Source organism: Pontibacillus yanchengensis (genome assembly GCF_009856295.1).
Classification (GTDB): domain Bacteria; phylum Bacillota; class Bacilli; order Bacillales; family BH030062; genus Pontibacillus; species Pontibacillus yanchengensis_A.
Genome location: NZ_WMEU01000004.1, coordinates 280,254 through 295,061, shown reverse-complemented (window position 1 = coordinate 295,061; position 14,808 = coordinate 280,254). Strand labels below are relative to the sequence as shown.

Annotated in this window: 10 protein-coding genes; 5 read left to right on the top strand and 5 right to left on the bottom strand. The window is 39.2% G+C overall.

The window, feature by feature from the left end; translation table 11 throughout:
• Positions 1-12 precede the first annotated feature (12 nt).
• Complete coding sequence (locus GLW08_RS13975) at positions 13-1,170, top strand: glycerate kinase (RefSeq protein WP_160849257.1); 1,158 nt, start codon at positions 13-15, stop codon at positions 1,168-1,170.
• A gap of 55 nt (positions 1,171-1,225) precedes the next feature.
• Here the strand turns inward: GLW08_RS13975 and GLW08_RS13970 are convergent, their stop codons facing one another.
• Positions 1,226-2,965 (bottom strand): phospho-sugar mutase, encoded by a 1,740-nt coding sequence (locus tag GLW08_RS13970; RefSeq protein WP_160849256.1) that lies wholly within the window; start codon positions 2,963-2,965, stop codon positions 1,226-1,228.
• 440 nt (positions 2,966-3,405) lie between these two features.
• Complete coding sequence (locus tag GLW08_RS13965; protein WP_160849255.1) at positions 3,406-4,662, bottom strand: EAL and HDOD domain-containing protein; 1,257 nt, start codon at positions 4,660-4,662, stop codon at positions 3,406-3,408.
• 183 nt (positions 4,663-4,845) lie between these two features.
• Here GLW08_RS13965 and GLW08_RS13960 point away from each other — a divergent pair, with 183 nt between their 5' ends.
• Together GLW08_RS13960 and GLW08_RS13955 are read left to right on the top strand one after the other, a co-directional pair.
• The gene (locus tag GLW08_RS13960; RefSeq protein WP_160849254.1) at positions 4,846-6,501 is read left to right on the top strand and encodes an L-lactate permease; all 1,656 of its coding nucleotides are present in this window, start codon (positions 4,846-4,848) and stop codon (positions 6,499-6,501) included.
• Positions 6,502-6,838: 337 nt separating this feature from the next.
• On the top strand, positions 6,839-7,915 hold the full coding sequence (locus GLW08_RS13955) for an AI-2E family transporter (protein ID WP_160849253.1): 1,077 nt from the start codon (positions 6,839-6,841) through the stop codon (positions 7,913-7,915).
• Positions 7,916-8,245: 330 nt separating this feature from the next.
• Here GLW08_RS13955 and GLW08_RS13950 read toward each other — a convergent pair whose 3' ends face one another.
• The gene (locus tag GLW08_RS13950; RefSeq protein WP_160849252.1) at positions 8,246-8,878 is read right to left on the bottom strand and encodes a putative metalloprotease CJM1_0395 family protein; all 633 of its coding nucleotides are present in this window, start codon (positions 8,876-8,878) and stop codon (positions 8,246-8,248) included.
• Positions 8,879-9,079: 201 nt separating this feature from the next.
• Here GLW08_RS13950 and GLW08_RS13945 point away from each other — a divergent pair, with 201 nt between their 5' ends.
• Both GLW08_RS13945 and brnQ read left to right on the top strand, forming a co-directional pair.
• Complete coding sequence (locus tag GLW08_RS13945) at positions 9,080-10,282, top strand: MFS transporter (protein ID WP_160849251.1); 1,203 nt, start codon at positions 9,080-9,082, stop codon at positions 10,280-10,282.
• A gap of 398 nt (positions 10,283-10,680) precedes the next feature.
• Positions 10,681-12,009 (top strand): branched-chain amino acid transport system II carrier protein, encoded by a 1,329-nt coding sequence (gene brnQ / locus GLW08_RS13940; protein WP_160849250.1) that lies wholly within the window; start codon positions 10,681-10,683, stop codon positions 12,007-12,009.
• A 57-nt stretch (positions 12,010-12,066) separates the two neighbouring features.
• On the opposite strand, the gene GLW08_RS13935 is transcribed toward brnQ, so the two are convergent.
• Positions 12,067-12,222, bottom strand: coding sequence for a hypothetical protein (locus GLW08_RS13935; protein WP_160849249.1), 156 nt, complete (start codon positions 12,220-12,222; stop codon positions 12,067-12,069).
• A 493-nt stretch (positions 12,223-12,715) separates the two neighbouring features.
• Positions 12,716-14,593 (bottom strand): cation:proton antiporter, encoded by a 1,878-nt coding sequence (locus tag GLW08_RS13930; RefSeq protein ID WP_160849248.1) that lies wholly within the window; start codon positions 14,591-14,593, stop codon positions 12,716-12,718.
• Between the last annotated feature and the right edge of the window lie 215 nt (positions 14,594-14,808).

The following is a 14,808-nucleotide window of genomic DNA, read 5'->3' as shown; positions in this document are numbered from 1 at the left end:
AGGGAAAGGAAATTGAATCTACTAATCGCATCTGATTCCTATAAAGGCTCCGTGTCTGCATACGATGCTGGAGAAGCTATAAAAAAAGGAATTCTCCAAGTCATTCCAGACGCTGATGTTACAAATGTTCCTATGGCTGATGGAGGGGAAGGAACCATTGATGCCATTCTTGCAAATAGGGATGCACGTATTCATGAAGTGAACGTTCACGACCCTCTTATGAATAAAATTTCTGTCACCTATGCTGGCATTACACATCAAGGAAAGGATACTGCCATTATTGAATGCGCACGTAGTACCGGACTCCCTCTTATACCTGAAGAACAAAGAAATCCAATGCTTCTCAATTCGCATGGACTTGGTGAACAAATACTAGATGCGGTGAAACAAGGATATCAGCATCTTATTATTACGCTTGGTGGAAGTGCTACGAACGATGGTGGTGTGGGCATGCTACAGGCTTTAGGGTGGACTTTCTATAACAACAAAGATGAAGAGCTACCCACTCAAGGAAACCAGGTTGCAAACGTATATCGCATGTCCGATGACCATCGCCTACCAGCATTGGATTCCTGTCAGGTTACTATTGCAAGTGATGTTACCAACCCTTTTCATGGAACAAACGGAGCCACTTATGTATTTGGTCCCCAAAAAGGTGCCACTCCTGCTCATTTAGAGACATTAGATCAGTCCCTAGAACGTTTGGCAAGCTTACTCTCGAAGCATTACGGAGAGAATATTCAAACCAAACCTGGTTCAGGTGCTGCCGGAGGACTTGGCGGAGCGCTATATATCGGACTACAAGGAACATTTGAAGCTGGGATTGATGTTGTCATGGACCTGACGAAACTTGAGGACCATATGAAGCACGCAGACCTTGTCCTTACAGGGGAAGGAAGCCTTGATCAACAATCAGTTATGGGGAAAGTTCCCCATGGTGTAGCCAAACTTGCACAAAAATACAAGAAACCTATTATTGGTCTTGCAGGGCGCCATGACCTTGAACTTGAGCAGCTTAATCGCTTTTTAGATGTTGTGATGTCCATCCAAACAGAAGCAAGACCAATTGAACAAGCTATCCAACCTGATGTCACCCGTAAACAATTAACGGTAACAAGCGAACAACTTATGAGATTATATCGATTAGGTAGTGCTCACTCTGACGACTGAGTACATCAAAACATTAAAAAGAGGGTGCCCCTATGTGAGGCACCCTCTTTACGTATTAATAGGTTGGTGATTCAATAATCGTATTCATTTGTGAAACAACCGCTTCTTTCAACTCTGCTAAGCGCTTTTCACTTTCTTTGTAGGAATTCGACGTTACGCCGAAGTAGCATTTAATTTTAGGCTCTGTTCCTGAAGGTCTTAAGCAGCACCAGCTGTCCTGAGATAATTGGAACTTCACCACATCAGCATCTGGTAATTGAATGGTTTCTGACTCACCCGAAGCATACGTGCGAGTTCTAGTATGATAATCTTCAACTGCTTCAATCGCATATGGTCCCATTTTTTCAGCGTCCAACCCACGGAAGTGATTCATAATTTGTTGGATTTTTTCGATTCCATCTCTGCCTTTAAGCGTCATAGATTGTAGGCCTTCGAGGTAGTACCCATGGCGTTCATAAAGTGTGAACAGGGCCTGGTACAAAGTCTGCCCCATTGACTTCCAGTAAGCAGCCATTTCACAAGCTGTCATGGCTGCTTGTACAGCATCTTTATCACGAACGAAGTCACCTATTAAATACCCATAGCTCTCTTCATACCCAAACACAAAAGAACCACTTTGATTCACTTCAAATTCACGAATCTTTTCACCAATGAACTTGAAGCCTGTTAACGTTTCTAATGTGTTTGCACCGTATGAATCCGCAACAGCCCTTCCCATTTCCGTCGTAACGATGGTTTTAATGATTTGAGCATCATGGGGTAATGGCTTCGTTTGCGAAAGTAAATAATCAATCATCAATGTGCCTAACTGATTTCCTGTTAAAACGGTATATTCTCCATCCTCATTCTTTACAGCCACACCAAGACGGTCTGCATCAGGGTCTGTTGCGATTAATAAATCCGCATCTACATCTTTTCCAACCTCGATTGCTTTCTCAAATGCCTGGTGCTCTTCAGGGTTTGGAGATTCTACTGTCGAGAATTCGGGATCTGGTTGTGCTTGTTCCTCCACCACATACACACGCTTAAACCCTAATTGTTTAAGTCCATCTAGCACAGGCTCATACGCTGTCCCATGAAGAGGTGTAAAGACGATTTTCAAATCCTCAGCTTGTTCATTAATGACATTCTGATTCTTCACAATGCCTTTTAGTTCTTGTAAATATGCTTCATCTACTTCACTTCCAACCCACTTCAATAGACCCTGGGCTTCAAGTTCCTTCTGATCAAGCACATCTATTTCTAATTCATTCTCAATACTATTTACGTGAGCAATGATTTCGTCTGCTTGTTCTGGTGGAGTTTGTCCACCATCAGCATTATATACTTTAAATCCATTATATTCTGGAGGGTTATGGCTAGCTGTAATCATTGATCCAGCAGCAGCACCTAAATGTCTTACCGCAAAAGAAAGATACGGAGTAGGACGTAATGATTCATAAATATACGTACGTATGCCATTCGCACCGAGTACTTTAGCGGTTTCTAATGCGAATTCTGCTGACATATAACGTGAATCATAAGCCACAGCTACTCCCTTCTCTTTGGCATCTTCTACGTTCTCGAGCAAATACATAGCTAAACCTTTAACAGCCTTTCGCACTGTGTATTTGTTCATTCGATTTGTGCCAGGTCCTAAGACGCCTCTCATTCCACCTGTACCAAAGGTCAAATCCTTGTAGAAAGCTTCCTCAAGAACGTCTGGCTGCTGCTCCATCTCAACTAATTCCGTCTTTAATTGGGCATCCAAACCGTCGAAGTGTTTCCAATGTTCATATGTTTTCTGCCAAGTCATTTAACCACTCTCCCCAGTTGTTTAATACAAATATTTATTTAGATTATTTAGAACTCCACTGTCTTCATACACATTAAAGGGTTTTCATTTTTCATCAAATTTTCTCTCTTTAAAAGAGATTTCATGTTGAATTATATCATAATCTAGAACCTGTTCGATTTATGAATTAACGACACATTTAGACATATAGATGTAAACACCAACAGATTTGTGGCTTTTTTGTCATGGATTGTTGAAATAAAGAAAAGCACATGCGCCTCGTTCACCCGCGACAGGCTTAAGCAAAACCTCGTCGTGGCGATTTTTGCCACAGAGAGGATTTGCTTAAGACCCCGAGAGGGTAGGCGCTAGAGCTAGACATGGAAGCGCCAAAAGGTATACTTTCTTTACTCAGAACAAAAGAAGCAAGATTTTGTGCTCACCTCGCTAGCAAAACTACATTAGTCAGTCGTTCTCTGCTTATCATAGGTGGCCATCATTGTCTGGCACCACAACATACTAGAATGATAGTGATCAAAAAGCTTCTCCATGGATAAACCTAGGTTTATAGCAGTACGTTCAATTTCCTCCCATTGAGCATTCTCAATAAGGTGACATAAGTCCAGCACAAGTCTATATGCATTACGCTCTCCTAATAAGGCTCCTTTAATATCATCATGAAGAGGTAAATCGTTTACGACCGTCGCAATAGGTTGTTGCATGACAGCGTCAATTAGAGATAGCATCCCTGTTAAGAAATAGCTAGAAGCCTCTTTCTTCTCCCCCATCTCCAACGCCACATTCTCACTAAATTTCGCTCGCGTTAAACTGATTTTCATGACTTCTGAGGATACATCAGCGTTCGATGACTTTATATCCTTCATTGCAATCACATACGCCCACTTCTTAATTTCCGTAAAACCTAATAACACAATAGCCTGCTGGATAGACTTAACTGGTTCTAGTCTTCGATAAGCCACGGTATTAATTAAACGTAAAAATTTATATGATAACGAGACATCCATTTCAATTTTTTCGGCAATTTTATGTACTTCAGGCTCTTGCTTGGAAAGTTCTTCAATTAATTGATAATGCTGAAACGGATACATCGGTACATCGTGTGCGGTAACAATATGAGGTTTGCTGAAAAAATATCCTTGGAATAGCTCATAGCCTAATGCTTTACATGTTTGAAACTGCTCATATGTTTCAACTTTTTCCGCTAACCAAGTTAAGTTAAAGTGCTTTAGTTGATCGAAAAGGTACACTTCTTGCTGCCGTGAATGTTGAAGAACATCAATCTTCACAATATCTGTGTATTTTAATAGTTCATATGTATAAGGATTATCTTCATAAAGAACATAATCATCTAGCGCAATGCGATATCCTTTTTCTTTTAGTGCCTTACATGACACTACAAGTTCATCTGTAATCTCTATATTTTCAAGTATTTCAATAACCAATGTTTCTGGTGGAAAACAAAACGGGAATTGACTCTTTAATAAATTAGCCGTGAAGTTGACAAAACAACTCTTTCCTTCTGATATTCGCTCTACCCCCATATTATAGAAACTATTCGTAACGACTTCAGATGTAGCAAAATCCCCATCAGTAAAGGAGTAAGAATTTTGTTCTTTTCCTCCACGGTATAAAAGCTCGTATGCCATTACCTCTTGGTTCGTATTTAGAATAGGTTGTCTCGCTACATAAACTTCCATGTTATACCACCCCCTCCTCTATTAACTAATATATAGTAATTCTACGTTTATAGAAATAAGTTTCAGAAAATATTGGCAGTGTTCTTATATGAAATGTTAAAATTTATACACATACATTTTGCTCACTCCTTCACATAATCATTTATAATAAAGATATAATTCAAACATAAATGGGTGATTTTTATGAACGTGATGGAAGTACTAACTGCCGCGACACCAATACTTGCTGTTTTCTTATTTCTTGTTGTTTTACGTTTACCAGCTCATGTAGCAATGCCAATTAGTTTTATCTTAACTGGTTTACTAGCCTTTTGGGTTTGGCAAATACCTAGTATCCGAATTTTCGCTGCCTCTATTGAAGGTATCATCATTGCCATCTCTATTCTATGGATTGTATTTGGTGCTATTCTTCTCTTAAACACGTTACGTAATAGTGGTGCTATGGATGCGATTCGAAGTGGCTTCTCAGGTGTAACTGCTGATAGAAGAGTACAATTAATTATTATTGTATGGCTGTTCGGCTCCTTTATTGAAGGTGCTGCAGGATTTGGGACTCCAGCGGCAATCGGTGCTCCACTATTAGTCGCATTAGGTTTCCCTGCGTTAGCTGCTGCATCTTTAGCCTTGATTGCTGATAGTAGTGCCGTATCCTTTGGAGCAGTAGGGACACCGGTAATAGTTGGTGTCGATCAAGGTTTAAGACAAGGATCAACGATTGCTCCTCAAGTTCAAGATAATTTGCAAAATGGATCCATGCTCGATTTCTTGCAAGAAGTAGCTCAAAGTGCTGTGATGATGGACTTATTTGTTGGTACGTTTATCCCCCTTATATTAATCGTTATGCTAACTCGATTTTTCGGCGAGCGCCACTCTTGGAAAGAAGGTCTCGCAATATGGAAGTTTGCTATTTTTGCAGGACTCAGCTTTACCGTTCCAGCCTTTTTAGTAGCTAGTCTCTTAGGACCAGAGTTTCCTTCTATCATAGGTGGTTTAGTTGGTTTAGCCATTGTGGTACCTGCTACTCAGAAAGGGTTCTTACTTCCTGACGAACCTTGGTACTTTAGTGAAGAAGACCGTCGTAAGCAAGAAACGCTTGTATCTCAAGAAACAGGTATGCCTCTATGGAAAGCATGGCTTCCTTATGTATTTGTTGCCCTTATCTTGGTTATAACTAGATTAAAAGTTCTACCAATCAAAGAAGCACTTCGTTCTATTAAAATAGGTTGGGAGAACATACTAGGAACAACTATTAGCACTACATTTGAACCGTTATACCTACCAGGTTCCATATTCATCTTGGTGGTAGGCTTAACCTTTTTCATGCATAAAATGAATGCCCAAACGATACAAAATACGTTAAAAACATCTATCACAACCATGATAGGAAGTGCTATTTCACTCGGAACCGCGGTACCTATGGTACGGATTTTCATCAACTCTAGTGTGAATGGTGCAGACTTATTAAGCATGCCAATGGAGTTAGCTCAACTGTTTGCAAGCGCAGTTGGAGGAGCATGGCCTCTTGTCGCACCTTTAATTGGTGCACTAGGATCTTTTATATCAGGAAGTGCTACGTTTAGTAATATGATGTTTTCTCTGTTCCAGTTTAGTGTTGCAGAACAAATTGGCGTTTCTCCACAAATGGTTACATCTCTCCAGGTATTAGGTGCAAATGCCGGAAATATGGTATGTGTATTAAACGTCGTTGCCGCTGCCTCTGTGGTAAATATGGCTGGTAAAGAGGGAACAATCATACGCATGACACTAGTACCAATGCTTTACTACGCAACCGCTAGTGGTGTAATCGGATTGATATTCATCTATATACTAGGAATGTAATGACGAAAGGCGCTTGCGCCTTGTTTCACCCCCCCCCCCGACAGGCTTAAGCAAAGTCTCGTCGTGGCGATTTTTGCCACAGAGAGGATTTGCTTAAGACCTCGAACGGGGAGGCGCTGGAGCTAGACATGAACAAAAGCGCATGCTCCCGTTTGGCGACGTATGAGCTGCGGCCTACACGACGTAGATTGGTTCCAAGAACACAACCTCCTGTATTTTCCTACAGGAGGTTTTAAAGTAATTGCTCCCATTTCCTTTTTCTGCATGCAGGAGATTTACGTTTTATAGAGAAATCGATATAATTGGAAAAGATTTTATAATAGAAGGTAGTGGAAGCATGTACAATAAGCGTTGGTTTCAAGCTTTAGTCGTTACGATCCTAATCTTCATCCTATTTTGGTTGATGAGACATAACCATTACGTGTTCGAACCGGTCTTTAAATACGTAAGTGCCATCGCATTTCCCGTTATAGCAGCTGGAGTTCTTTATTATGTGACTCGTCCCATTGTTCACATGCTAGAAGAATATCGAATCCCAAGGTTGCTTTCCATTTTCGTCGTATTTCTTTTGTTAATTGTCGTTGGATTTTTGGTGGTAAACTTTATTGCACCAATTGCTCAACAACAATTCTCTAGATTCTACGATAACTTGCCGGGCATGATTAATGAAGTGGAAAACCTCATTACCCTATGGCAATCCAATCAAGATATTATCCCTGAACAATTCATGTCTGAGATCAAGAGTGCGCAGGAGCAACTTACTGGATCCATTAAAGATGTGACACTTGGATTTACCGATTTTCTCATTAATACGCTTGCCCAAATCGTCCAATTTTTGTTCTTACTCATACTTGTGCCATTCTTTTTATTCTTCATGCTTAAAGATGGGGAAAAGCTTCAACCATTTGTGTCCCAGTTTTTTAAAGATAAAAAATCTGAGAGTATTACGCGTTTATTTCAACGTGTGGACCATACGCTCTCTTCTTTCATACAAGGTCAGCTATTGGTGAGCTTCTTTGTAGGTATTTTATTATTTATTGGGTATGTGATTATCGATTTAAACTACTCTCTAACATTAGCTTTATTTGGTCTAATAACAAATGTCATTCCTTTCGCAGGGCCATACTTAGCAGTTATACCAGCAATACTCGTTGCCCTGTTCCAAGATCCACAAAAGGTTCTATGGGTTATCTTAATTATGATTATTGCGCAGCAAATTGAAGGAAACTTCATATCACCAAACGTTATGGGGAAAGCATTAAGTATTCACCCACTAACCATTATCACGCTAATATTGGCCGCAGGTAGCATAGCCGGTTTCCTCGGATTGCTATTTGTCATCCCATTCTATGCAGTGATTAAAGCGATAATAGGCCACTTTTATGAAGAAGCCTTAGATTCGAAGGAGTTTTAGTGTAAGAAAATAATAAAGCTCCTTGTTGAAGCAAGACATCTAAGAACCACAATTTATGATTTCTTTATTTTTCAAAAAAGATTCTGGCATGAGCTAGGATCTTTTTTCTATTTACGCTTCTCACTTTTGAGAAATTGAAAGAGTTCTTTGGAATAGAGTTACAATAGGAAAAACAGAGATAGCAGAGTAGATACAGATAATGAAGTTCAGTGTATCCTTATAGATTCGATTAACAACCTCACCTTTTATACCAAAAAACCTAGCACAATTTGTGCTAGGTTCAAGCCACTACACTCACTTCCTTGTCCATGAAAAGAGATAGACCTTCTGTTAAGCCGTTACATCAAAGATGGTTTCTGGTTTAAATGATCCGACGACAGCCTGTTGATTGGCGTACAGCTGTTGCACTTTTTGGAAGTGGGCAGCTTGATGTTCAGCTTCATCATCTGATGACTGAGATTGTTTTTTCAACTCCCCTTGTGCTTCCATCATTTGTTGGGAAGCCTTTGCAGCTACTTGCATGTCTTGTGATGAAGGGTTAGCAGGGGCCAATGCTGCTCTCCTTACTTGTTCCATCGCTTGGATGGTTTTTTCAGGATCATCTGTTTTTGGCATACTAATAGGAACTTCTCCACCGGTAATGTACTGCTGTCCATCCGGACCTTTTTGGGTGTCATAATTGATACCGCCTGCAAATTGGCCTCCGACAGATTGATGGGCTTGTTCGTGTGCCTTCACCTTTAGTTCAGTAGCTTTTAGTTTAGAAATTTCTTGCTTTGCTTCTGCTGATAACTTATCTCCATAGTGATGTTCCTCTTGTTTCACAGACGATTTCTGTTTTGACTGCTGTAGTGATTCATTTTGACCCTCAAGATGAGTACTGTTTTTCTTAGTGTGCTCAACTTGCTTGGCTGGTTGAAGTGGTTGTGTAGTCACTTGATTCACTGCTCCGATTGCCGCCATCTCAACACCTCCTTCAGAAGCAGAGCTACTTTTTTCTTCGGTTTAATTCCAATTAGGTTAAATGACTTCTTTCCTTATCTTTCGACAAAAGCTCGTTTATCCCTCTATTCCTAATCCTATAAAAAGCATATCGAAGCTTCTTTTGATACAATTGAAGAGTTGCAAAGAACGAAGACAACATCCGAAAGAGGTGGGTACAGAATGGAACAACAGCCTGAGAAGTTATGGAATCGATCGTTTATTTTATTGATTTTAGCCAATTGGTTTACCTTTATGAGTTTTCAGATGTTAATCCCTACTTTACCCCCTTATATGGAGGATATTGGTGGGAGCAAAACGCAAGTAGGACTTGTTACGACCTTATTTTCAATCGGCGCCATTTTAAGCAGACCATTTATTGGTCACATCTTGCAAAGCCAGGCCCGTAAGGTCTTAGTGTTGGTTGGTTCTATTTCGTTACTGATCATCACATCTCTGTATTCTGTAACAGCCATTATTGTAGTATTTTTATTATTCCGTTTCATACATGGTCTAGCATGGGGCTGGTCTACAACCACAAATGGAACTGCTGCCGTTGATTTAGTCCCTAAGAAGAAGATTGGTGAAGGCATGGGCTACTTTGGCCTTTCCGTTACCATCGGCATGATTATTGCACCAAGCCTTGGAATCTTTTTATTCCAGAACTATAACTTTAACATTCTTATTGTTGCCTCCGTCAGTTTAGGAATTATCGCGCTCACTTTATTTAGTCTTACTACATTCATTACACCAGAAGAGGTCCATAAGAAAACATTCGACATGAAGTCATTCTCTTTCTTTGGCTCCCTCATTGAGAAGCCAAGTTGGTACCCTGCCTTAGTGTCATTTTTTAATACATTTGGTTACGGTGCAATAGTGACGTTTATCGTCATCTACGGTGAGGAAAAAAATATTGATCATATTTACTTGTTTTACTTATTTAACGCAACCTTTGCCACTATTGCAAGACCGATTACTGGACGTTTCTTTGACAGAAGAGGACCTTGGCTCGTCATTATGACATGCTCCCTTTTCGCATTTGCAGGTATGTGGACAATCGCCATTGCTGAAAGCTTCATTTACCTCATTATTGCTGGGATTCTATTCGGTATTGGATTCGGCTCTATGATGCCAGCATTCCAAGCATGGATCATCTCTAAAACGACACAAGAAAGAAGTGGTATTGCGAACGGCATGTACTATTCTTCCATTGATTTAGGGATTGGACTTAGTGCGCTCTTATTAGGTGTCATTTCTAACCAACTTGGACTCGAGACCGCTTCTCTTTTTAAAATCTCAAGCGTTAGTTTCCTATTAGTACTTCTTTTAACCTACTTCGATTATCGAAAAAACAAGCATATTCCATGGGTAGAAGCATCAGAGTAATTCTGATGCTTCCTTCTTTTCTAAAATTTTTGATAATTAAATTGACAAAAAATCAGCCGCCTGTTAAGCTTTAAAAGGCTTTTTCGGAGATGAGAAATTTAGTCTCATGCTTGAATCTAATTGATTATCCTTGTTCATACTAAAATCATCTCATCTTCTGTTTTGGCAGGAATGATTTGATATTTATGTAAGGTGTCAACAGAATGTACTAGAAATAAATAGCAATTGTAGATTGTATGTCCTGCATGGATTCTTCCGATAGAAAATTCTCTTTATTTCGACTAAAAATTCTAAAAATTTTGTCATTATATAAATAAGCACGAAGCAAGTTACACTTAATCGCCTTTTCACTAGACGAAATCACTAACCATTACACAACATCAGAGAGGAGTATCTACATGACAAAAAAAGATACACTGACGATTGGTTTCATGCTTTTTGCTCTATTTTTTGGAGCTGGTAACTTAATTTATCCACCAGAGCTTGGTAGCCAAGCTGGTATGAACTACTGGTATGCTATTGCTGGGTTTATCATCACAGGAGTAGGTCTTCCTATTGTTGCTGTTACAGCTATTGCATTTGGTAGCAATGACGCTAGGTCACTAGGAAATCGGGTTCACCCTTTATTTGGTCTTATTTTCACATCTGTCATTTATTTAGCGATCGGACCTTTTTTCGGAATTCCACGTGCAGCAAACGTTGCATATGAAATGGGTGTAAGCCCTCTAGTAGGATCAACTACGGGATCTTTATGGCTTTTTGGATTTACAATCATCTTTTTTGCCTTAGTATTCTGGATTAGCTTAAACCCATCAAAAATAGTGGATCGAGTTGGCCAATGGTTAACACCTATTTTGTTGGTAGCAATTGTATCCCTTTGTGTTGCAAGCTTCTTTAATTTTGATGCACCATTACAATCGGCTACGGGTAACTATACAAGTGGCCCTCTATTTCAAGGGTTCGTCAATGGTTACTTAACAATGGATGCCATTGCAGGATTAGCCTTTGGAATCATTGTTGTAAACGCCCTTAAAGATCGAGGCGTTTCACCAGGAAAGTCCATGATTAAAGAAACCATAAAAGCTGGGCTGGTAACAGCTACTGGACTTACTTTTGTGTATACTTCTATTGGTTGGATGGGAGCGAAAATGGCTTCTCTCGATTCCTATGACAATGGAGGAGACATTTTATCTTCCGGTGCAGAAATCCTTTTTGGATCAGCAGGAGCACTAATCCTTGGACTTATCGTTGCTTTAGCTTGTTTTACGACATGTGTTGGCTTAACGGTAGCATGTAGTCAATTTTTCTCTACAACATTTTCCAATATAAAGTACACCCATGTAGCTATTGTGGTAACCTTAGTTAGTTTTTCAATTGCAAATCTTGGGTTAAATCAAATCATTGCGTACTCTGTACCTGTGCTTAAGTTCATTTATCCTCTTGCTATCGTGTTAATCGTTTTATCCTTCTTTCATCAAGTATTTAAAGGTTCCAGCTATGTCTATCGAGGGGCTTTATTGTTCACCCTCCTATTTAGTGTATATGATGGCTTAAAAGCTTTCGGCCTTGAGTTGAAATCATTTGAAAATGTACTAAGTATTTTCCCGTTATTTGAACAGAGTTTAGGCTGGGCACTACCAGCACTTATTGGAGCAATCCTAGGTTATTTGATTGACCGGAATAAAAATGGAACATCAATGAAGGCTTCTACACGAAAAGTTTCTTAATACTAAAAAACTCCTGCCACTATTCACATTGTGTCAGGAGTTTTTTGTGCTTCAAATTCAAAGCGATTGACTCTCTAAATAATCAATTTGTTGTTGGTGATATTGATAGAGACAATAAAAGTAGTTGTATAATTCTCCATCTAGATTCTGATACTGCCTTGCTAACTGTTCAAATATTTCTGCCTGCCTTGAATGAAAATTGAGGTTCTCCATCACCGTACCCTCCCTTTTCTTCATGATTTATTTACTTTATGCCAAAAATCTATTGTCCTATACATTTCATATCTAAAAATGGCTATAATTATCTCTCCATTCCCTTATTAACCACTCTATATCCATCCTTATTATGGATTTTTTACACGAACAAAAGCGCAAGCGACCGTTTAGCGACGTATATATGCTGCATCCCACACGACATAGGTTAGTTCGATGTTACTGATGCAGCGGTATTAATCGAACCTCAATTATCCCAGAACTTCACCTGAATCCAAAGGAGATAAAGGAAACACGAAAAGCGATAGCGATTCGATGTTGACTTATCGTAAGGAGGTGCAGGAAGTTTGCTACTCGCTGGGCACTGGAACTGGACGTGGCCTCTATAACTTATAATGTTATGCACAACCCAATATTTTTATAATTTATTACACACTAAAAAAAAGCATTCCTTCCTGCCATAATGGATGACAGGAGAAATGCTTTTGGACAATTATTCTTTGGTTTCATGGTTGGCCTGATCTTCTTCACTTTCTTTGCGCTGCTCAATGATTTTATCTTGAATCTTTTGAAATTCCTTACTAGGTGGCATTAAGCTAACAATCACATCACCCGTTTCAGCCTTAGGTTGGCTCTTATGAGTAAAGAATGATAACTTACCTGATGGCTTGTAAACGAACAACATTAGCGTTTCAGGGTGTAGTTCTTTGATATATTGTTGATACGTGTACTGATTTGTAATGTTTGTTTTACGAAATACATATCCACTATCTACTTTATCATTTAAATGCTCCCACGTAGCCTGCTCGTTAAATAACAACCTTCCTCCTATCGTATTACCCATAGCTTCTAAATCATCACCTCTGCGGTTATGAAGGGTTAACTGGAATAGGTTGCTACGGCCAATCTCAGGAACAAATGTATTACAGACGAGAGCATTGTAGGAATCAAGCTCCGAAGCTGCAATCATATATTCATAAGGTGTCATATCTAAGTGATATTCTGTTTGCTCCGATAAAATTTCTTCCTTCATAAAAGGCACCCCAGATTTTCGAACTGGAATTAATCGTTGCCAGGATGAATCCGTAATCAAAACAGGTATTTTCAATTCTTTTAATACCTTAGCTAATTCAGCTGAAAAACTACTTCCTCCTACGATTAACACTCCAGGCTGCCCATCAATAGCTAAATCCAATTTTTTAGCTAACCAGCCAATGGAAAACCCATGAGCACATACTGTTGCGAATACTAGTGCAAATGTTAACGACGTTAAGATTGATGCATCTTCAAATCCAGCTTCTAAAAGAACACTTGCGAAGTATCCAGCTACCGTTAATGCTACGATACCTCTTGGTGCAATCCATCCGACTAAAGTACGTTCTGCAAATGATAAATCTGTTCCAATGGTTGATACCCATATGGACAGAGGTCGAACTAGAAATAGCATAATCAACACGTATGCTATTATGTTTAGATTAAAAATCTGCATCAATGTATCAACAGAGAGCGAAGCTGTTAACATGACAAATATGGCTGATACGAGTAATACAGATATATTTTCTTTAAAGTTACGCATATCTTCTATCGAGGAAATATGCATATTGGCAAGCGTCATCCCCATTGCTGTTACAGCTAATAATCCTGTTTCATGTGCAATTTCATCAGCAACAGTGAAACAAAGAATGACAACAGCGAACATAACGGGAGACTTTAAGAATTCGGGTACATGCCCATGTTCAAACATGTAGCCAAGGCATTTACCTAGCACATATCCAATCACCACAGCTAAGAACGAAGCAAAGAAGAAGAAAAGTAATGCATTCGCTGTTACATCTTCAGCTGTTAGGAAATCAATAATTTCAAAAGCAAATACAGAAAGAAGAGCACCGAATGGATCGACGATAATCCCTTCCCATTTTAGTATCGCAGCAGGCCTAGGCTTTAATTTAGCTTGCCGTAAGAGTGGCAAAATTACAGTAGGTCCGGTTACGATGAATAAGCCGCCTATCACAAACGCTACTGCCCAAGAAAGATCTGCCACATAGTGCGCCCCTAATGACCCTAATAACCAAGCTATGAATGCACCTAATGTAACAATACGCAAAACAGGTCTACCTAAACCTCTAACCTCACGAAAATCTAAGCTTAGACTACCTTCGAATAATATAATAGCAACTGCTATAGAAACGATCGGCGTAAATAAATTACCAAAGTCTTCAGCAGGTTGTAGAATTCCAAACACTGGTCCAACTAAAAGTCCTACAATGGACATTACCACAATGGCAGGTATTCGATACTTCCATCCTATCCATTGCGAACCTACGCCGAGCGCACCTATTAACATAAAGTCAAATAAAATTGAATGAAACATAAGTTCGCCCCTTTATGTAAGATATAAATAATCAATTATTAATTATGTATAAACAAAGTTATTACGAAAGAAAGACACATATAGACATATTCTAAATGTGTGGTTTGAATATGTAAATCATTTAATACTCCTTTTAGTTTTTACTTAACATTTCATTCTCATCCATATTGGTAGGATACACTTTTGATCGGTTATTTTTGTGCATACATCATGGA